Annotated in this window: 14 protein-coding genes, 1 tRNA gene and 1 pseudogene; 7 read left to right on the top strand and 9 right to left on the bottom strand. The window is 59.8% G+C overall.

The features are described 5' to 3' along the window. Positions 1-188: 188 nt before the first annotated feature. Positions 189-273 (bottom strand) — tRNA-Leu (locus AXG89_RS14780). A 325-nt stretch (positions 274-598) separates the two neighbouring features. On the opposite strand from AXG89_RS14780, the gene rnr reads away from it, so the two are divergent. From rnr to AXG89_RS14750, 6 genes are all read left to right on the top strand, one after another. Next, a complete protein-coding gene (rnr, locus tag AXG89_RS14775) occupies positions 599-3106 on the top strand; it encodes a ribonuclease R (RefSeq protein ID WP_061999602.1) in 2508 nt (835 codons plus the stop codon). A gap of 138 nt (positions 3107-3244) precedes the next feature. Continuing rightward, positions 3245-3988 carry a 23S rRNA (guanosine(2251)-2'-O)-methyltransferase RlmB gene (gene rlmB, locus AXG89_RS14770; protein ID WP_056364043.1) on the top strand — a complete coding sequence of 248 codons (744 nt, stop codon included), beginning with the start codon at positions 3245-3247 and terminating at the stop codon, positions 3986-3988. Between the two features lie 6 nt (positions 3989-3994). Continuing rightward, on the top strand, positions 3995-4828 hold the full coding sequence (locus AXG89_RS14765) for an N-acetylmuramoyl-L-alanine amidase (protein ID WP_062170048.1): 834 nt from the start codon (positions 3995-3997) through the stop codon (positions 4826-4828). Positions 4829-4843: 15 nt separating this feature from the next. Continuing rightward, positions 4844-5236: a SirB2 family protein gene (locus tag AXG89_RS14760; RefSeq protein WP_061999600.1), complete on the top strand. Its 393-nt coding sequence runs from the start codon at positions 4844-4846 to the stop codon at positions 5234-5236. 45 nt (positions 5237-5281) lie between these two features. Further along, entirely contained in the window at positions 5282-5977 is a 696-nt protein-coding gene (gene rpiA / locus AXG89_RS14755; protein ID WP_061999599.1) for a ribose-5-phosphate isomerase RpiA, read from the top strand. 313 nt (positions 5978-6290) lie between these two features. Continuing rightward, a complete protein-coding gene (locus tag AXG89_RS14750) occupies positions 6291-6527 on the top strand; it encodes a hypothetical protein (protein WP_061999598.1) in 237 nt (78 codons plus the stop codon). A 74-nt stretch (positions 6528-6601) separates the two neighbouring features. On the opposite strand, the gene AXG89_RS14745 is transcribed toward AXG89_RS14750, so the two are convergent. Then, complete coding sequence (locus tag AXG89_RS14745; protein ID WP_062170047.1) at positions 6602-7975, bottom strand: glycosyltransferase family 4 protein; 1374 nt, start codon at positions 7973-7975, stop codon at positions 6602-6604. 207 nt (positions 7976-8182) lie between these two features. On the opposite strand from AXG89_RS14745, the gene AXG89_RS14740 reads away from it, so the two are divergent. After that, positions 8183-9355: a glycosyltransferase family 4 protein gene (locus tag AXG89_RS14740; RefSeq protein WP_061999596.1), complete on the top strand. Its 1173-nt coding sequence runs from the start codon at positions 8183-8185 to the stop codon at positions 9353-9355. Between the two features lie 290 nt (positions 9356-9645). Here AXG89_RS14740 and AXG89_RS14735 read toward each other — a convergent pair. The 7 genes and pseudogenes from AXG89_RS14735 to AXG89_RS14705 form a co-directional block, all read right to left on the bottom strand. Next, positions 9646-10708, bottom strand: a pseudogene (locus AXG89_RS14735) (DDE-type integrase/transposase/recombinase). Between the two features lie 332 nt (positions 10709-11040). Continuing rightward, complete coding sequence (locus AXG89_RS14730) at positions 11041-13437, bottom strand: polysaccharide biosynthesis tyrosine autokinase (protein ID WP_062170046.1); 2397 nt, start codon at positions 13435-13437, stop codon at positions 11041-11043. Between the two features lie 32 nt (positions 13438-13469). Next, the gene (locus tag AXG89_RS14725) at positions 13470-14759 is read right to left on the bottom strand and encodes a polysaccharide biosynthesis/export family protein (RefSeq protein ID WP_062170045.1); all 1290 of its coding nucleotides are present in this window, start codon (positions 14757-14759) and stop codon (positions 13470-13472) included. A gap of 724 nt (positions 14760-15483) precedes the next feature. Further along, complete coding sequence (locus tag AXG89_RS14720) at positions 15484-16221, bottom strand: Crp/Fnr family transcriptional regulator (RefSeq protein WP_056364021.1); 738 nt, start codon at positions 16219-16221, stop codon at positions 15484-15486. 545 nt (positions 16222-16766) lie between these two features. Beyond that, a complete protein-coding gene (locus AXG89_RS14715; RefSeq protein WP_162916055.1) occupies positions 16767-19361 on the bottom strand; it encodes a glycosyl hydrolase 2 galactose-binding domain-containing protein in 2595 nt (864 codons plus the stop codon). Between the two features lie 124 nt (positions 19362-19485). Further along, positions 19486-20445, bottom strand: a complete 960-nt coding sequence (locus tag AXG89_RS14710; protein WP_062170632.1) for a DUF1839 family protein — start codon at positions 20443-20445, stop codon at positions 19486-19488. A 74-nt stretch (positions 20446-20519) separates the two neighbouring features. Further along, complete coding sequence (locus AXG89_RS14705) at positions 20520-21554, bottom strand: amino acid--[acyl-carrier-protein] ligase (protein WP_061999580.1); 1035 nt, start codon at positions 21552-21554, stop codon at positions 20520-20522.

Genomic DNA, 21554 nt, shown 5'->3' with positions numbered 1-21554 from the left:
TTGTATTAATGCGCTTGCGCAGGTGTATCGACTGACATTCGAGCTGTCGTTATGGCTGGGGCTTGGAGCCGGAAACGAAAAAGCCTTCCGGTTAAGGAAGGCTTTTTGTAAAACAAGGCTGCTTTTGCGGAGCAGAAACTACGTGCATCAACTTCTACTACGAACCGCGAAGCCTTGCTTCAGCTTTTTGGTGCCCAAGAGAGGACTCGAACCTCCACACCTTGCGGCGCATGGACCTGAACCATGTGCGTCTACCAATTCCGCCACCTGGGCAGTGTGCGTATGCAGCAAAGAACGTAATTATAGCCGGGCTTGTCGCCCTGTCAAGCATTTTGAGACCCAAAGTGAAACGGGGCCGCGAGCCATTGTCCATATGGCTTAAGCGCCGATATGGCCTCGTTTGCGGGTGTTAGAATGATTCGCAGACTATTCGTGAACGAACCGGAACAACGTTAAGCGCAACGTCCCGGCAACGCGCCGGCCCACCGCTTTCAGGACGGCGGGTAAAGTCAGGACGGGAAGCCCGGAGCGCGTTACCCGTGCGTTGCCCGATTAACCGCGACATTCAGTTAGACGAGAAGAGATCATCGATAAGCCCTTGAACAAATATCCGTATCCGATTCCGAGCCGCGAAGAAATTCTCGGCGTGTTGCGCACGAGCGAAGCCCCGCTTGCTGCGAACGACATCGCTGAAGCTCTGTCGATCAAGCGCCAGGAGCGCGAAGGATTTTTCAAGCGATTGGGAGCCATGGAGCGCGACGGCCAGGTCCGTCTCGACAAACGCGGCTACTACCAGCTCACGCATCCCTCGAATTTCGTGGCGGGCCGGGTCCAGGGCCATCGCGACGGTTTCGGTTTCCTGATTCGCGACGACGGCCAGGACGACCTGTTTTTGCCCAACGGCGAAATGCAGAAAGTCATGCACAACGACCGCGTGCTCGCGCGGATCGTCGGCTATGACCGCCGCGGACGTCCGGAAGGCCATATTGTCGAAGTCACGGATCGCGCGAATAAACGCATTATCGGCAGGCTGATCAGCGAAAACGGCGCGCTGATTCTCGTTCCCGAAGACAAGCGTATCGGTCACGACATCCTGATCACGCAGAACCCGAAGAAGGCGAAAGTGGGGCAGGTGGTATCGGTGGATCTCACCGATTTTCCGAGCCGTCACTCGCAGCCGCTCGGGCGTGTGGTCGAAGTGATCGGCGATATCGACGACCCGGGCATGGAAATCGAGATCGCGGTGCGCAAATACGGCGTGCCGCACGAGTTCAGCGATCGCGCGCTCGAGCAAGCCTCGAAGCTGCCCGACGAAGTGCGTCCGGCTGACATCCGGCATCGCGTGGATTTGCGCGATGTGCCGCTCGTGACCATCGACGGTGAAGACGCACGCGACTTCGACGACGCCGTGTATTGCGAACCCATGAATGTCGGTCGGGGTACGGGCTTTCGCTTGCTGGTCGCGATTGCCGACGTCTCGCATTACGTGCGCCCGAATGAAGCGCTGGACGTGGACGCGCTCGATCGCAGCACGTCGGTGTATTTCCCGCGCCGCGTGATTCCAATGTTGCCGGAGAAGCTGTCGAACGGCTTGTGTTCGCTGAATCCGCAGGTTGATCGTTGCGTGCTGGTCTGCGACATGGTGATCACCGCGCGTGGCGAGATCAAGGCGTACCAGTTCTACCCGGCTGTGATGCATTCGGCGGCGCGGTTGACGTACACGGAAGTTGCATCTGTCCTGACCAATACGAAGGGACCCGAAGCTGCGAAGCGCGCTGATCTTCTGCCGCAACTGCAGAATCTCTATGGCGTGTACAAGTCGCTGCACGCGGCGCGTCAGAAGCGCGGCGCGATCGACTTCGATACCACCGAGACCTACATCGTATGTAACGCGCAGGGCAAGATCGAGCAGATCGTGCCGCGTCACCGGAACGACGCGCACAGGCTGATCGAGGAGTGCATGCTGGCCGCGAACGTCTGCGCCGCGGACTTCCTGAAGCGCAACAAGCACCCGGGGTTGTATCGCGTGCATGCCGGGCCTACGCCGGAAAAGCTCGAGAATCTGCGTGCGTTCCTGCGTGGCGTGGGGCTGGCGTTGGGCGGTGGCGAGAAGCCGCACGCAAGCGATTACGCCGCGCTCATGGCGATGGTTCGTGACCGGCCGGATGCGCAAATGCTGCAAAGCATGGTGCTGCGTTCCATGCAGCAAGCCGTGTACAGCCCTGACAACATCGGCCACTTTGGACTCGCGTACGAAGCGTATGCTCACTTCACGAGCCCGATTCGCCGATATCCGGATTTGCTCACGCATCGCGCGATCTACGCCATCCTGCAAGGCAAGAAGTACCAGCCTGAAGTCGGTCACGACGTCACGCTCAGCACCGGCTTGACGAAAGCCGCACGCGCCATGCAGAAGTCCGACGACGAGTCGCGCAGCCGTCAGCGCAACAACGTCGCGATCTGGGAAGAACTCGGACTGCATTGTTCGTCGAATGAACGGCGTGCCGACGAGGCCTCGCGCGACGTGGAAGCCTGGCTCAAGTGCTATTTCATGCGCGACAAGCTCGGCGAAGAGTACGGCGGCATGGTCAACGGCGTGACGACGTTCGGCATTTTCGTGCAACTGGATTCGTTGTTCATCGAAGGGCTGGTGCATATCACCGAGCTCGGTGCGGACTACTTCCAGTACGACGAGATCAAGAACGAGTTGCGCGGCGAACGCACGGGCATCCGCTACCGCATGTCGGATCGTGTGCGCGTGCAGGTGAGCCGCGTGGATCTGGATTCGCGCAAGATCGACTTCCGTCTCGTCCGCGATACACCCGTCAAGCCGCCCGGCCGTTCATCGGCACCGGCTGCGGCGGTTGAGCACGCGGGCGTCAACGGTGCCGGTCCGCGTGTCCGTTCGTTGCCGGCCGACGAAGGCAGCAGCGTGAACGGGCGCCGGCGTGATCGCGGCGGCAAGAAGGCCGCGGCGCAAGCGGCAGGCAAGGCGGCAGCCGCCGCGTTGCCGCCGACCATCGCGAAAGATCTGGCGGTGGCGAAAAAGCGCGGCGCTGTCACTAAGCCGGCGGCGAAAAGTCACCCGCCGCGCAAGAAGCGCTAAAAGAAGTACTGAGGCGGCGCGGCTTTTCATCGAGTAATGAGGATGCCGCACGCCTCGGTTTGAAATGCGCGGCCCGATGCACGATGCATCCGGGCCGCGTTTCCATTTTGTTTTGTTTGAATACGGTCTGGTCCAGTCATGTCACGTCTCAAAGTTTTGTATGGTTTTCACGCGGTGACCGCACGGGTTCGCGCGGATGCATCGACGATCGAAGAAATTCTCTACGATCCGACCCGCAAGGACCGGCGCATGACGGATTTCCTGCGCACCGCGAAAGAAGCGGGCATTCGCCTGATCGCCGCCGACGAAGCGCGCCTCTGGGGCCTGTCTGGCAATGTCGGTCATCAGGGTGTGGTCGCACGCGCGTCCGACATGCCGCTTGCGCAAAACCTGGCGGAGCTGCTCGATGGCGTGAGCGGCACCCCCTTGCTGCTCGTGCTCGATGGCGTGACCGATCCGCATAACCTCGGCGCATGCCTGCGTGTCGCCGATGCGGCCGGCGCCCATGCCGTGATCGCTCCGCGCGATCGTTCAGCGGGATTGAACGCAACGGCCGCGAAGGTCGCGAGCGGCGCGGCCGAAACCGTGCCGTACATCACGGTGACGAATCTGGCGCGCGCGTTGCGCGAGTTGAAAGATGCCGGCGTGTGGGTGATCGGCACGTCGGGCGATGCGACGGCGAGCGTCTACGAGACGAAGCTCGATGGACCCGTTGCGATCGTGGTCGGCGCCGAAGGCGAGGGCATGCGCCGCCTGACCGGCGAGACCTGCGACGAAATCATGAAGATCCCGATGGCCGGCAGTGTCGAGAGTCTGAATGTATCGGTGGCGAGCGGGATTTGCCTGTTCGAAGCGGTGCGTCAGCGGTCGGTGAAGAAGTAAGCGCACGTGAAGCGGTTCATTTCTGCGATTGCGGGCGGCGTGTTATGTGTGCTGCTCGGAGCCTGTTCCACCACCCAGGTCGATCGCGGCGCGTACATTGCCGACACGCGCTATCACGCGCCGAGCGTCGATTCACGCGTGCGTTTCCTCGTGATGCACTACACGCAAAGCGGTGAAGCGCGATCGCTCGCGGTGCTCACCGGTGACGATGTCAGCGTCCATTACGTGGTGCCGGATGCGCCGCGTATCGAGAATGGCGAGCCGGTGGTGTACCAGCTCGTGCCGGAAACCGAGCGCGCGTGGCACGCGGGCAAAAGCGAATGGCAGGGCACGACGGAACTGAATGCGGCATCGATAGGCATTGAAAACGTGAACGTCGGTCCCATCGATACCCGCCAAGGCCGCACCTGGGCGCCATACCCGCCGGCTCAGGTCGACGCGATCGTGAAGCTCGCGCAGGACATCGTCACGCGCTACAAGATTCCGCCCACGCGCGTGGTGGGCCACAGCGATATCGCGCCGCAACGCAAGATCGATCCGGGGCCTGCGTTCCCGTGGCGCACACTCTACGACAACGGCATAGGTGCCTGGCCCGACGACGCAACCGTCGCGCAGCATCTCGCGGGCCGCGATCCGAAGTCTTTGGTCGACGTGGCTGCGTTGCAGCAAAAACTTCATCGATACGGCTACGAAGTCGCAACCGACGGCGTGCTCGACGACAAGACGCGCAAGGTCATCGCTGCGTTCCAGATGCACTTTCGTGCTACCGATTACGCCGGCAATCCGGACGCGCAAACCGACGCCATCGCTTCAGCCTTGCTCGACAAGTACCTTCCCTAAAGGCTTATCCCGCCCATGTCAGAACTTTTCCTTCCCTTTCGTTCGGTGCACATGACGTGCGCCGCGCTTAGCATCCTCGGATTTTTTATCCGCTGGATCTGGATGCTGCGCGACTCGCCGATGCTGCAAAAACGCGCCGTGAAAGTGGTACCGCATATCGTCGATACGCTGTTGCTGCTCAGCGCCATCGTGCTTGTCGGCATCATCGGTTTCGGGCCGAACGCCGCGTGGCTTTCGGCGAAGATTGCAGGATTGATCGTGTATATCGTGCTCGGGACGTTTGCCCTGAAACGCGGCCGCACAAAAGGCGCGCGTGCGGTGTTCGGCGTGCTCGCTATCCTCGTGTTCGCGTTTATTGCGTCGGTCGCGCGCACGCACAATCCGCTCGGCTTCTTGATGCACGTCTGAGCGTCTAGAATTCAGGTTTACCTCTTCCAAGCTGTCACCCTTGCCATGACCCAAGATGAACTGAAGCAACTGGTCGCTGCCGAAGCGGCCGCCTACGTCCACGCCAACGTACCTGAAGGCGCGGTGATCGGCGTCGGCACGGGCACGACGGCGAATTGTTTTATCGATGCCATCGCGAGCACGAAGTCGCGGTATCGCGGGGCGGTATCGAGTTCGCTTGCAACCACCGCGCGGCTCGAAGCGCACGGGTTCCAGGTGCTCGAACTCAACGAAATCGAGTCATTGCCTGTGTACGTGGACGGCGCCGATGAAATCGATGCACACGGCGCCATGATCAAAGGCGGCGGCGGGGCGCTGACGCGCGAGAAGATCGTGGCGTCGGTTGCGGACGTGTTTGTGTGTATTGCCGATGGCAGCAAGCGCGTCGACGTGCTCGGCAACTTTGCGTTGCCAATCGAAGTCGTGCCAATGGCGCGTACCGCAATCGGGCGTCGCGTGATTGCCTTAGGCGGCGTGCCGGTGCTGCGCGTGAACACGGACGGCTCGCCCTTCATCACGGATAACGGCAACGAGATCATCGACGTGAAGGCGCTCAAGATCACCGACCCGATCGCGCTCGAGGCGACGGTCAACGGCTGGGCGGGCGTGGTGACCGTGGGTCTTTTCGCGGCGCGCGGTGCGAATGTTTGTCTTTTGGGAACGGCGGGCGGTGTCGAGCGGATCGATTACATCGCTCGATGATGCTTGCTTGAATATAAAAACGCAGGATGCGCACGGGTCAGGCGCGCGGTCAGCCTTTCACGGCTGCCGCGCGTTTTTTTATTCCCGCCAACGCTCAATGATCTGTTTCGCTAAACTACATTCATAGTCAGATCAATCCGATGCGTGGCACAAGGGCGATCATTCAAACTAGGTACGTCGCTGGAGCCAGTGCTTCAAGCCCGTCAATCAGAGTGACCGCGAACGTTTCGTCCGCATTGACAGCCTCAACAGGTTGAATCTCATCTCTCGCTGGGCGCGGCATCAAAGTCTTAACAATTACGGGAATGAAGCGATGCACAACAATCTTCGCAAGACACTCGACGCGTCCTATATCCGCCTGAGAAGCATGGAACCGTCGCCTACGGCGTTCGCCGGCAACTACGCGTTATGCCTCGGCGTGATCATGGGTGGACAAACCTGCAGGGGAATGACAATGAAAGAAGCGGAGAGCGAACGCGCTTACCTTGCGATGCTCGCCGCGATGTATGAGATCAAGCTGGGCGTGCCCGGCAACTTCAGTACTCGGTAACGCACTTATCGACTGATCATGGAAATGGCCCGGCATTGATTCATGCCGGGCCATTTTTTTGATTCCATTTTTAACTATCTGGTTAATCCGGCTTCGCTGGCCGGCGCATTTTCGATGACGTTCGTCGATTCCGGCGCATCGTTCCTGCTTGCGAGCGTTGCGATATCGAACAGCACGCGCGTCATTTGCTGCAAATATCGATCGATGGAAAAGTGCTGGCCCGCATCCGCGTGACCTTGAGCGGCAATACGCTTCGCCATTTCAGGCTCGCGCTGCAAGGTGCTGATGGCAACGGCAAGCTTCGATGCATCGCCGGGTTCTATGATCATGCCGTTCTCGCCGTGCCTCACGATCTCCGGCACCGCGCCACCGTTCGACGCTATCACGGGTTTGCCTGCAGCCATTGCTTCGATGATGACAAGACCAAAGGGCTCGGGTTGTGTCGATGCATGAACGATCACGTCCATGGCTTTCATCCACGATGCAACGTCGTGCTGGAAGCCGGCGAAGTGCACGCGGTCAGTGATGCCAAGCGCCTCGGCTTGTGTTCGAAGACCTTGCGCATAGGCGGTCTCGCCGAAAAGCGCATCGCCGACGAGAACCAGATGCGCGTCTGGCACGCGGGCGATTGCATCGATGGCAACATGCTGACCTTTCCATTGCGTGAAGCGGCCAAACAGTCCGACGAGAAATGCATCGCGGGGAAGTCCGAGCGCGGTACGGCGTTGTTCGATGACCGCGCTCGCCTGACTCGCATCGTCGCCAAAGCGTGTCATGTCCACGCCGTTATGTACGACGGGTACGGCGCTGCGCGGCAAGCCGGTGAGTTTGATCAGCGCGTCTGCGGAAGCGCGTGAATTTGCAACGACATGATCGACGCCGACTTTCACGGCCCATTTGATCAGCGTTAAATGCAAGCGGCCGAAATGTTCACGCGAAACGATGTCATGCACATGCCAGACCGTCGGCTTGCCATGCAACGCGCGGCTGAAGGCGCCAAGGATCAGCGCCTTCTGCGTGTTGAGGAACACCATGTCGAATGGTTTTGCGCGCTCGGCAATCATGCGTACCTGACGCAAGATGCCGGGCAGGGCGGCAAGCGTGCCGAACTTCATGCGCTCTTTCTTGATGCCCTGAATGCGCGCGTCCGACTCAACCGATACTGTCACACCTTCAGCACGAAGCCGGTCGCGGAACGGACCATCGGAGAGCAGCAGCACTTCGCTTCGCGGGGTGCATCGAACAGCGAGAGGCAGCAGGCAGATTTCAGCGCCACCGAGCTGACCGCTCTGATCGATGAAAAGAATTTTCGGTTCACCCTGGACTTGCGAAGGCGTGTCTGCACGCATATGGCTCGTGTCACGTGCGCCGGCCGCGGGCGCCAGGCCCTGATCACGCAGCAGCGTGTTGGCTGGAATCGATAAGCTGGCTGCGGATTTTGTGGGCATCGATGACAGGTATGAGCATTGAGCAAACCCGAGGCCGATTAACCCGGCGGCCATGGGTAAATGAAGAGCATTAAGACGACATGAACACAGGACCCATTATTCGCATTGCGATGCTTCTGGTGTGTGGGCGTGCGCACGAAACCATAAAAGGACTCTCTTTAAACTCGCTTCATCGGCAGCAATAGGCTGCGGCACACGGGTTTCATCATGAAAGTGGCTATTGTTCACGACTGGCTGGTGGTGTCGGGCGGCGCGGAGAAGGTGCTTGAGCAGATGATTGCGTGCTTTCCGCAGGCGGATATCTTCAGCCTCGTGGACTTTCTCGAAGACCGTTCGATTGTTCATAACAAGCCCGTCAAGACGTCCTTTATCCAGCGGCTTCCATATGCGGAAAAGAAATATCGCGGGTATTTGCCGTTAATGCCGCTCGCTATCGAACAGTTTGATTTGTCGAGCTACGATCTCATTCTTTCGAGCTCACATGCCGTGGCCAAGGGCGTGCTGGTTGGTCCTGATCAGACGCATGTGAGTTATGTGCACTCGCCGATCCGCTACGCGTGGGACCTGCAGCATCAATACTTGCGTGAAGCGCGCCTCGAGCGCGGTCCGCGGTCATGGGTCGCGCGCATGTTGCTGCATTACTTGCGCAATTGGGACGCGCGCTCGGCTAACGGCGTTGACAGGATCATTGCCAATTCGCAGTTCGTTGCGCGCCGGATCATGAAGAGTTACAGGCGTGAGTCGGCGGTCATTGCGCCGCCGGTCGACGTGCAGGCTTTCGAGGTTGGCAGCGAGAAGGGCGATTTCTATTTGACCGCTTCGCGCATGGTGCCTTACAAGCGCATCGATATGATCGTTGAAGCGTTTGCGTCGATGCCGGATCGCAAGCTCGTGGTGATTGGCGACGGTCCGCAGATGGATCTGGTGCGCGCAAAGGCAACGCCCAACGTGAGTGTTCTTGGCTATCAGACGTTTGATGTTCTGAAGGATCATATGCAGCGCGCCAAGGCATTTGTCTACGCGGCTGAGGAAGACTTTGGCATTGCAATTGTGGAAGCGCAGGCATGCGGCACGCCGGTGATTGCGTTTGGCAAGGGTGGGGCGTTGGAGTCGGTCGTGCCGCTTGGCATGCCGGGGGCGACTGGCATTCATTTTCCTCAGCAGACGGCTGCGTCGCTGTGCGATGCGGTCGAGCGATTTGAGGATTCGCCGCATGCGTTTTCGGCGCAGGCATGCCGGAAGAATGCTGAGCGTTTCAGTGCTGCGGACTTTCGTCGCAAGTTCATTGTCGAGGTGTTGAATACGATGGCGAAGGCGAATCCTGGCGCCGACAGGGATGTATCGGCGATGGCCGCGCGGGCGTTTGTTAAGGCTGCTTAGGGGTGCGTATGGGCCAAACTTAGGCCTTTAATCTCGGATAAGGTAGGTAGCACCGTTGCCTGCGCTTGAACAGCGTGGGCTTTTTTTCGTTTGGAGGTTTGGGTTGGTGTTTGGGTTGGTGCTGGGTCGATGCCGGGTTGTTGCTTTTCAGGTCTTCGCGCGTTCCGTCCTGGCTGATCTTTTTCGCACTATTAGCCACTGTGTGCGTGGCGGGACTTCGTTTCTTTGTCCTGCGGCTGTTTAGACCGGAGACATGGTTGACACTTGTACGGGGACATAGCTGACACATTTCATAGTGAAATCAGGGGCTGGTTCAGGTCAAGTTCCATCACCCGATGTTGATAAAAATTAAAATCGAACACCCCGTCTTTTTCGGCATTGGGTCGCGCAGCAAGGCTCAGTTTCTCCAGTGACCTCGAGACCTTGAGTTCGTGTCCCCGGAATGTAAAGTGGCCACGCCAGTCGACTTTTACGATCTCGTCGTCGGGACCGTATTCCGGCTCAGGAATCGTGCTGGGCCAAACGCGCGTACTTGGCCGATAGCGCTTGACCGGCGTGCTCAAGCCGATGCCCTCATGCGGGCGCCGGTTGTTGTAAAGCTCGCGCTAGCGCTCGAACTCCGTTTGCGCCTCGCGATGCGTCATAAAGGTCCGCCCCGCCAGTACTTCGGCCTTCAGCGAGCGATGAAACCGATCATCTGGCCGAACTGGCGCGATGCGCCCCACGGCGCGCCGTTATCGGTGTTGATCTGGCGCGGCAGCCCGTAGGTGGCGAACGCCCGTTCCAGATGCGCTTGCACGGTGGCTGTCGTCTCGAACGCGCACGCTTGGAGCACCACGTTGAAGCGTGAATGGTCATCGAGCACGGTCAGCGGATGGCACCGGCCTTCGCCCACGGTAGCAAAGTGGCCCTTGAAATCCATCTGCCACAGCTCGTTGGGCTGCTCGCGCTCGAAGCGCTGCCAGGCGGTGGAATCGGCCGATGCTTGCGACGTAATCCTATCGTGGCGATGCAGGATCCCGGCAATCGTGCTGGTGGCCGGCGGCGGCACCGGCGTCTGATCGCGCAGGAGCCGGGCGATCTTGCGCGCCCCAGGCGGGGTTGCGCGTGCGCACGCCGAGCACGGGCTGCTCGAGCGCGGGCGGGGTGATCGATGGCGAGTCCAACGGCCGGCGGGACTGATCGGCCAGTCCGGCGATGCCGTCTTTTTTATATCGATTAAGCCATTTGTAGCCGGTCTGGCGGCTCACACCAAAGCGTCGGCACAAATCGGCAAAGGGGCACGCTTTGATGCAAAGCGAGTCCGACGAACTCCTGGCGCAGTTTCATGGTGTCTCGTGGGTTCCACGGCATGGTCGGATTCGAGGCAGTTGGACTGCTCGAAAGTGTTAACCATCTCTCCGCACACCTGTCAGCTATGTCTCCGGTCTAAACAGCCGTTGGACAAAGAAATGAAGTCCCGCCACGGACAGTGGCTAATAGTGCTAAAGAAGACAGCTAAGACAAACCGCGCGAAGACCTAAGCAGCAACACGGCACCAACCTCAACCTCAGGCGCCAGCACCACCCCAACCCCACTCGCCAGCACCCCCCAAAACCAAATGCCCGCTTCCGCGGGCACCCTTGGCTACTAGCAGCCTTCTGGCTATCTCATGACCTAATGAAAAAACACTCCCCCACCTGCGTTCAATGCTTCACATCAACAGCGGCCGGATCGCTCGAATACGTATAAGCGTAGGCATAGTCATAAGTCCCCTTACGACCACCGCTCTTAGCCGGCATCGCATTCAACACACCACCCACAACCCTGGCGCGAGCGCGCTTGAGCTTCTTCAGCGCATCCGCAATATTCTTTTCCGAATGGGCACCAGAACGCATCACCAACACCGTCGATCCAGCAAGGCTCGCGATCACGGCAGCATCCGGCACAGCCAGCAACGGCGGCGTATCGACAATCACCAGATCGAACTGTTTCTCAAAAGCCTGCAGCAACGTAGCGAACCGGCTCGACGTCAAAATCTCCGACGGATTCGGCGGATGTGCACCCGAACCAATGAAGTGCAGTCCATTCACACCGGTCTCACGTGCAGCCATCTCGAAGTCGGTCTGTCCCGTAAGCAGCTCGGTAAGACCACCATTCGATGACTTCCCCATATAGTGAGCAAGACGGCCACGGCGCAGATCGGCATCGATCAGCAACACGCGCTTGCCTGACTCGGCGAGCAACGCCGCAAGGTTGGCCGCAAGGAAGCTCTTGCCGTCCGACGGCGCCGGGCTCGTGATCGCGATCACGCGGTTGGGTGCATCGACCAGTGCGAATTGCAGCGTGGCGCGAAGTCCGCGAAGACCTTCAATGGATGTATCGAAGGGATGCGTGGTCGAGAGCAACGGTTGCTTGCCAGTGTTGGCCGCCGGCAGCACCGTAGCGTTCTGAAGCGCCATGGCCACAGGGGTCTTGGTGGAAAGCCCGAGCGTGGTACCCATCGAATCGCCTACAGACTGCGTGCCCAGACGCTTCATGCCACCCTTGGCCGACGACGACGGCAATGCCATCGGACGATCGAGGCGCACACGATCCAGCCTGGCTTGTTCTGCGCTAAAGGGAATCGCGCCGAAAATCGGCAGGTTGAAGCGGCGCTCGACGAGTTCCGGATCATCCACACCGGCGAAGAACGAACGGCGCACGAAGGCGAACACAACACCGGCAATCACGCCAAGCAGACCGCCCGCGGCAATGATCAGCGCAGCCTTGGGCTTCACGGGTTGCGAAGGCACGAGCGCCATATCGACGATATGCACGTTGCCGACCGTTCCCGCACGGCTGATCGAAAGCTCCTGCGTCTTGTTCAGCAGCGCGACGTAGATCTCCGAGTTGACCTTGGCTTCGCGTTGCAGCGATACCGCCTGACGCTCCGAACCCGGCAGCGTCTTGAACTGGTTATCGAAGCGCGATTTCTCGACGTTGAGCGCGGCAAGTTGCGCGTCGACTGCACGGACCTCGTCGGCGCCATCAGTGAAGCGTTGCAGCAACTGAACGCGTTGCATACGCAGCGCAGCGATCTGGCGTTCGTAATCGAGGCCACCCGACAAATACGTCTGCGCTTCCTGCGTCGGCTGGAACGAGCCGGCCGCCGTCTGATACTGCGCCAGTGCGGTCTCGCTTGCATGCAACTCGTCACGCACTCGCGGCAGCTCGTTGTTCAGGAAGGTGAGCATGCGGTTCGCTTCTTCCTGCGCACGTTCCGTACGCTGCTTCAAGTATGAAGCGGCAAGCGCGTTTGCGACCTGGGTGATATAGAGGGGTTGCGAGCCGCTGTACGAGATCTGAATGATGCCCGTGTCCTTGCCTTTCTCGGCCACCTGCATGCCGGATCCGAACGCTTGCACGGCTTCGAGCTGCGAGGCACGCGTCACGAAGAATTCGGTGCCAGGGCGAGCCACGAGCTGGCTTACGAGCAGCGTGATGCCATTACCCTTCGCCATGTTGCCGGCGAGACCCTGAAGCAGTTCGTGGTTTTGTGCATCGAGCAATGCGTAGCGGCCTTGACCCAGCGCACGCAACGTGAGTCGCTGGTCTTGCAGCATCGCAGGAACCGTGATGGAGTCCACCTTGAACTCTTCGCCGCCCCATGCGTAGGTGTCGAGTCCCAACACCGCAGGCAGCGGATGTCCCCTGCGTGCGAACAACGGCGTGATGCGCCCGATAAACGGCATCACGTTGGACTCGGTGCTGAAGTTCAGGTTGAACTGATCGACAACAGGTTCGATCACCGTGCGGCTCTTGATGATCTCGATCTCGGAGTCCGCGTGCAACGATCCGCCGCTCGGCGTCAACGCTGCGGAAAGCGAACCCTGATTGTTGCTCGTCGAAGTGGTATTCGGCGTATCGACCTGCACGAGGGCATCGGCGGAATAGATCGGGGTCGACAGCTTTGCATACAGCACGGCGGCCAGCAAGATGCCAAGCGCAATGCCCAGCACCCACCAGATCTGGTCCGTGATCATCCGCACGAGGTCGCGCAAGACGAACTCTTCGTCCTTGGCTTGCGCGGGCGAATGCTCCAGCATTTCATAAGTACTCATGTCGCACTCCAGGCATGACACATGACGCGTTGTTAGCGGGTCGTTTGGATGGTGTAGAACAGCGTCTGGATCGTCGGCGAGATTTGCTCGAGCACGCGGTTGAAGCGGGCAGCGCTGGCAACTTGCACGTAGATCACGTCACGCGGATGCAACTCGAATTGTGTCATCAGCATCAGCGCATCGACTTGCGTCATGTCGAGCTTGTACACGCTGAGATCGAGCGGACGTGCGCCCGGCATTGCGCTGCCATTGGCCGGCGTCAATGCGGCGGTCTTGATCATGCCGCCCTTTGCCGATTGTTCCGGTGCGCGGATCACGTAGATCTGACGCGGGTCAGCCGAACGCGGGTCGATGCTGTTGGCGTTCGCAAGTGCATCGGCGAGTGTCAAGCGGCCGCGGTTCATCGGAATGGTTTGCGGCTTTGCGAGTTCGCCGAGCACAAACACACGGCTCTTGGTGCGATCCGGCACATCGATGATGTCGTCATCCTGCAGCAACACGTTCTGCTGGATATCGCCGCGATCGAGGAGGGCGGCGACATCGACTGCATAGCGCTTGCCGTCACGGGTGACGCCTACGTTCTGCAGATCGGCGTCGGCATTTGCACCGCCCGAGCGGTTGATCGCATCGATAACGGACAGCGGCACGTCGGTGATCGGCATGGATGAAGGTGTCTTCAGGTCGCCGGTGACTTGTACCTGCTTGCTGTAGAAGCCGGACACGCGTACGTCGAGCTGCGGATTGCGGATGGTCTTCGACAAACCTTGCGTAAGCGCTGCCTGCAATTGCTGCGGCGTCTTGCCGAGAGCCTGCACGCGGCCAACACGCGGGAAAAAGATGGTGCCGTCGTTGGCGACGCGCACTGTCACGCCGCCGGCTTCCGGACTGGCCGCACCAGCCGACGCATTCAGCGGCGCGCCTGCGTTGCCTGCAGTGCCCGCGGGCAGCGGCGGTACGCCCGCGCCTCCCGTGCTTGCCGAAATACCGCTCGAGCTGAACTCAGGGTGATCCCAGACGGTGATGCTGATCTGGTCGTTCACGCCAATGTGATACGCATAGAGCTTGCGGGTATCTTTGGTCAGGCAGGTGAGCGGGCAGACGCTTGCGATCGTTTCATCGCTGAGTTGCGGATGGGTCTCGAAGTAGCTGACATCGATAGGCGTCACGTGATACTTCACGTTCGCCTGGGCGACGCTGTCCGGCGCCGGTGTCTGGTCGAGACGATCGGTGTCGAGATAAGGTCCCGGTGCAATCGCGCAACCGGTCAACGATGCTGTAAAGGTTGCGCCAGCCAGCAGTGAAACGAGTAGTTTGATATTCATATTAGTGGTCCTCGCGTTACGGATACGCTGAATGTCCCCAGCGCAAAGTCTCCTGACCGTCAACGCGCAGTGCGCGTAGGTAGTCCTTCCTGTGCATGACGTAAGCGCCTTGATAGCGTCATCCGGGTTTCGCTGCGAACGGGTTTCTCCCCGGTCCACCCATTCGCAGCAGCCACTCGAAACAACAGCTAACGCTCCCTGCCTTGAGAATCTGGCGGGTGTTCACACAGGAAGAACTGCAGGTTGAAAGACGCATGGCAGGAGACCGCTGCGCCTCTTTGAAAACTGTTATTGGCTACGTTGCTTCGCTTCATCTTTGCGGCTGCTTGCACTGACTCGCGGTGATGCGATGGTCGAGGCGCGCTTCTGGCCGTTCGATGTGACATCGTGGCGTTTCCGGCAGGGCCGGTAAGTGCGTTTCCGCACGTGGGCGTCTTAGTTCACACAAATAGCGCCGTGACCCCTTGACATGTAATGCTTCAAATCAAAACCACTTTTTAAAACTGCGCGGCGATTAACGCGATCCGACCACCACACGCGTGCAAAATCCGTTCGATGCAATAAATATCGAAAGCATGATTATGTTTTTATGAAACGCATGATCGCAGCTTAATGCGTACGCAAATGTCGACACGTTGAACCTGTGACTGCGGGAAGAGGAGGGCGCGCGGCAGGCCATGACCTGACTTGCGTGACGCTCACACTGATCGCATGGTCCGCGGATTCAATGAACTTCTTCGGCAGCCTGGCGCAGACGCGGGAGCAGCCGGTCGAATTCACGCTTGACGATGCCGTAGCATTCGCATGCGCGCGCTTCGAGGCCTTCGCGATCCAGCACCTTGATGCAACCACGGCTGTGATGAATCAGTCCTGCATCATGCAGCTTGCCTGCGGCTTCGGTCACACCTTCACGGCGTACGCCAAGCATGTCGGCAATCAGTTGCTGAGTGACTTGAAGCTGGTTCGAAGAAGTGCGGTCGATTTCGATCAGGAGCCAGCGGCACAGTTGCTTGTTGAGCGAGTGGTGACGATTGCATGCAGCCGTTTGCGCCACTTGCGTGAGCAGGGCTTGCATATAAAGCAGCATCAGGCGGCGCAGGAAATCCGAGCGGCCGAACTGTTCGCGCAAAGCAGATGCGCTCATGCGATAAGCGAAGCCCGGGCATTGCACCTGGACGCGCGTCGGCATGGTTTCACCGCCAGTCAGAACGGGCACGCCGGTCATGCCTTCACGGCCGACTGCTGCGATCTCGACTGAACCGCCGTCTTCCATCGTGTGAAGCAGGGAGATGATGGCGGTGGTGGGGAAGTACACGTGATGAATACGCTGACCCGAATCGCACAGCAATTGATCGGTGCGAAGCTGAACCAGTTCAAGGTGAGGTGTAAGAGCTTGCCATTCGTGCGCGGGAAGCGCACCCAACAGATGATTGCCGTGCAGGTCGGACTGAAGGGTCAGCATGATGTTCTTCTCTCGTGACTGTGCGCATTGCGCCTTACTTTTTATTTACCGGCCAGCGAAACGATCCGTGAGTGCATCTGACGGCATTCATCGAAACGGTTCGCGACCAGCCCCGTAAGCAGCGCAGCATCGTCGTTTAGTTGGTTTGTTTTTTCGACGTTACCGCGTTGCGCAACTCATTTAGCGAGGACCGTGCCAGCGATGGTCAATCTCAATGCCATCATGGGGTCGTGCGTGGCGGGTGCCAGCGGCAAATCTGCAGATGGATGTTTTTGTTTCACTCTTGAACAGCAGCCCTGTTTGACCCGGACTTCCACCTTGATTGATGCAACGCACCCTTTCGTCTGCGCAATGCCTTACTGGTGGCCTGTCCACGTTTCATTCCTGACCACAAAACGGGCATCTGGCGCACGAACCGCGAATGCTTTAACAGGCATTCATCGGTTGTTTAAAAAATGATTCAGAACTGTTCCACGATCTGCGTGTGCTAACGAACGCAAGTGCCGCCGACGCCCGCTTGACACACCTGCAAGGGCGCGCAGGGCTTATGCAGCCCTTGCAGACAACGCGCGTTGCATGCGCTGGTACTGAACTGAAAACGTTGCGTTCAGCGCACGAACCTCGCCTTGCGGCGTATGCAAAGTGTTTCGTTCACGAGCAACGAGGGCGATTCGACGCTCGACACCGGGCGCGAGATGGAACCATTCATCGCGTGCGCGATAGTGCGGATCGACTACATGTACCCATCGTGCCAAACGTTTGGCGTGCATCACGAGCGCCCATTCGCCCTGCGCGTCGTGTTCAAGACGTACTTCGAAGCCGAGGTCGTGGCGTTGCGCCAGTTCTCGCTCGGGGAAGTGGAATGCTTCCGACAGCACGGTACCGGTCGCCTTGTCTCGCAAGGTGATGACGGTCGCTTCATGGGCGCGCGGGCCGAATCGATACGCGTAGGTAAAGTCGAAGAACTGGCCGAGGACATCGGATGCCTGCAGGCGTGTATTACTGCGGGGCGAAAGCGTTACGTCCCGCGAGGCGCTCGCAACCTTCGTGGCGCCGTCGCGAAGACACACGAGTTCGAGATGCGCATTGATCGGCGTCGCCGTTTCGTTGATGAGATGGATATCGAGCCCGTCAAGGCCTTCGTCGGTGATGAGCGCCGTTACGGGACGTAAAACGTGTGCGAGGCCGTGTAGCGCACTTTTGGGCGTGCCCAGGGCATCGATCAAGCCCCAGCCGGCGCCCGCCCTGATGTCCTGCAACTGCCACACGATCCCGCCCGCGCATGACGATCCTTGCCGGCGCCATTCCGAGAAGACTTCGACCATCACTTCGGCGACCACGGCTCGCGACAAGGCCAGATACCGCTCCGGGTCTTCATAGCGCAGACGCAGTGGATCGACCGAATAGAGCGTGCGCAGGTAGTGTTCGCGGACGTCGTCGAAATCCCAGCTTGCGCCCGGATCACGCGGTACGGCGGCCTTCCAGCGCGGCTGGTGCGGCATCGATGCAAGCGGCACCGCGTTGAGCGCGACATCGTCGGGAACGTTGGCGAACGCGAGGCACTCGCTTGCGAAACGAACGTTTGCGCGTCGTGCGTCATCGAGTGGCCGCTGGTACGCACCCACGCCGTAGTAATGGGTGATGCCTGCACGTGTGGCGAAGGGCCAGGCGTTCTCGCTGTCATCGGATGCCGGGATACTCGGCGAGTTGACGACATAAGGCACATCAGGGCGCTTCGCCGCGCAGATGGAAGGCAATTGCTGCGTGAACAACGTTTGCGTGCGCATTGCCGGCGGCAGTCCGAGCATGGCCGCTTGCTGGTCGGCTTCGCTTCCACCGCACAGGACGGCAAGCGACGCAAAGCGTTGCGTTCTTGATAAAAACTGTTCTGCCTCGCGCTGAACACTGGCTTTAAAGGCCGGATCGGTCGGGTAATCGAAATTAGCGAACGCGAAGTCCTGCCAGATGAGGAGTCCGTGTTCATCGGCCAAAGCATAGAACGCATCGGACTCGTAAAGCATGGTGCCACCCACTCGCAACATGTTCATGCCAGCATCGCGCGCAAGCCGGAAAAACGTTTGCGCCTGTTCAGCCGACGTGTCGAGGGACACGAGATCTGCGGTCGTCCAGCACGCGCCGCGCGCGAACACAGGTACACCGTTGATGACGAGCTGAAAGCCATCGCCTGCGGGTCCGCGGTCCACCGTGATCTCCCTGAAGCCGATACGGCCAAGGGAAATGGCATCGAGATTCGCGAACTCGAGCGTGACCTCGTGCAAGGCCGGATCGCCATGCGTATGCGGCCACCAGCGCGGAACATCGGGCACGCGCAAGGTGCCGCTGATCGTTTGCGCATCCTGCCATTGCAGCGTGATCGCCGAGTCCCTGCACATGACACGCGCGGCTTGATACGCCTGCGGATGCACGAAGCGAATGGTTAAGTGCACGATGCCATCGTCGCCATCGAGGCTCGATTGCAGATCCACGCGATCAATCGACGTAGCCGATTCACCCAGCAATTGCACCGCGCGCCACGGTCCGGCGGCTTGCACGGAAGGGCACCAACCGGGCATGTGGCCAAGCAGCGTCGTGCGGACATTGCGCAATGTCGCGGGCTGCGCGAGCCTCGGGCGCCAGCGCGCACGTCCCCGCTTTGCGCCGAGTGCGGCGGTGAGCGAGCGAAAGCACAGGTACAGCGTTGCGTGACCATCGAGATTGATATCGATGTCGTGCGCTTCGAACATCGAATCCGTATCGAGCAATTTTGTATCGTCGAGCCAGACTTCGCAAATTGTTGCAAGTCCGTTCAGGCGCACGCGGCGCGCGCCATGTCCCGACAAGACCAATCGATACCAGTGGTCATCGAAAGCGAAAGCCGGAGGCGACTCCATATCGAGTTTGCCGGCTGCTCTCCATGCCGACGCAACCGTGCCGGGCACGGGTGCGTCGATCCAGTGTGCGGTGTTGTCGGTGGAGGGCAGTTCGGCCGGCGTTGCATATGCACCTGCCGGCGTGCTGATGCACTGCCAGCCTTCGGACAAGCGTTGTGGGAGATAGGAGGCCGGCGTGCGGACGGCCGGCGTGGGCTCGGCGGGCGTGGACGAGCAAGGCGTGAGTACGCCAGGCGTTATGACGCGCATGGTTATTTCCCCGTATGACTATCGAAGGCCATATCGGGACGGCCTTCTTTTTATAGTGTGTCCAGCCGGAACGCGGCGCGACCTGTTGGCGTATCAGGCCGCGGCACCGGCTTGTGAAAACCTGTTAGCGAATCAGTGCGGCAAGCGGTCCAATGACCTGATCGTAGGACTCTTCGAGCACATCGAAACACTCGTGGCACGGGTCGCGGCGTCCGCGCGTAATTGCGCGGACGAGCCGGAACTGCATGACCATCGATTCGGTCGCGATCCGTTGCGCCGCGGTCGGCATGGCGTCCGGAATCGCGAAACCACGTTCCCGCATCCACACGAGATAACGCGAAAGGAACTCGAAGTTCGATCCCAGTTGCCGCATCACGTTGAATGTGTAGAGATGAAAAGCGCTTTCTCCGCGCTCGACGAGCATCTCCAGGTGCTCGGGAAATGCCGCACGCCATTGCGTGATCGGATTGCGCGCCGGGCGGCGCTGCAAATGCGCGACCAGCAAATCCGCCGATGCCTCCGCGAGCGCCGTGCCGCTCAGCGCCGGCCGTGCGCGCTTGCAGAACTCCACGTACGGAAACAGGATCTCGGGGCGGTCCGCGAATTCAGGAAGCTGCCGGAACACGCCTTGGTAGTCCTCGCCGTCCAGCACGTAATAACCGGTGTTGTGGAAATAACCGAGCCGGCGCGAACGCGGATCGATGAAATCCACGCCGATGGTCGTCTTCGTATGCTGCTGCTGGTACGAAGTCGCACGGGTATCGGGCAGATAAAACGCGTCGACTTCAGCCAGCACGGTATGCCCGCGCTGGGTTTGCGTACGAATGCGGTCCTCGAGTGAATCGTAGATTGCGAGTTCCTGCACCTGCATGCCATAAAGCGTGTAGAGGTCTTCGAGAGGAAACTTGAAGAACGTGAACTGGTCCCCCTCGAAGTCCTGCATGACAGTGAAGCCGAGCGCGGCGCGCGGGTCGAGCCCGTAGCCGTGCAGCAACTCAATCCACAAGTCGACGTAGCAGTTCGTTTCCGCCCAGACGCGATCGCCCTGATGCAGCGAGTGCGACTGGTGCTTACGTACGCGCATATGCTGCGGAAGCAATTGAATTACCCGGGCACGCTCGCGATTCGAATCTGCCGCGCCGCTTGTGTGAACGGCTGTCATGAAAGTGCCTCGAGTCCGGTCTTGATGCGTGATTGCGTATCGCCCCAGAGGAAATCGCGCACTTCAGCCGGCCACGCCTTGACGTCCAGACCGTGATGGCGGAAGAGGGCGAGCGTGGTGCGCTCCATGCCGAAGCCCACGCACGCTGTGTGCGCCACTTCGCCGTCTGCCTGGGCGATCTTCCAGATTTCGCCGAAGTGTTCCATGTGATAGTTGAACGACAGGCATGCGGTAGGACGGTCGGGCGTCGCAACCGGAATCAGCAATTCGAATTTGAGTTGCTGCGCGCGCTGGCTGTCGGCCACGATCTTGCCGCCGCGACCGAAGAACGGATCGTTGGCCAGATCGATTTCGAACGGCAGGCCGAGCAGGTTCACGAGCAGCGAACCACGCTCGATCCACTTCTGGCGGAACGCCATGACTTGCTCCGGGCTGCCGAAACGCACGTATTCGCGCATGCGGAACATCTGCATGCGGCTCGGATCGATAGACGGTTCGTGACGGAAGCAGTACGCGAATACGTCGACCGTTGCGCCGTCTTCAGCGAGCGCACCGCGCTTGGCGACCACCGGGTAGATCGGATAGCAGGCGGCCGGCGTGAGCACGAGGCGCGTGGGCTTTTGCTGGTCCATCCATTCGTCTGTACGTTCTTCTTCGCCGACTGAAACCGTCTTTTCGAGCGCCGCGAGCAGCCTGTGATGACCGCGGTCGTTGCCCTGGAACGAGTGGATCGTGCCGGCAAGGTCAGGGAAGCTCTTCAGATACTCGCTGTCTTCGAAGTCGTGGCGGCGCATGGCCGGCGGGAAACGCAGCACTTCGGCTTCCTGATCCGCGCCCAGCAGCGAAATGGCGTTGTTCAGGCGTTCGATCACATCCTCGAACACGTGGCTGCGTCCGTACAGGCCGTCTTCACCGGTTTCAATCAGGATCCCCGCTTCGATCATGCGCGCTCGCAGCGTCACATCCGAAGCGTTGTAGGTGTTCGTTGCGCTGGCGGCTTCAATGGCCGCGTTATCCGTGAGCGTGTTCAT

Origin of the sequence: Burkholderia sp. PAMC 26561, assembly GCF_001557535.2 — a bacterium.
Taxonomy (GTDB): Bacteria; Pseudomonadota; Gammaproteobacteria; order Burkholderiales; family Burkholderiaceae; genus Caballeronia.
This window is presented reverse-complemented; position numbering and strand designations above follow the sequence as displayed.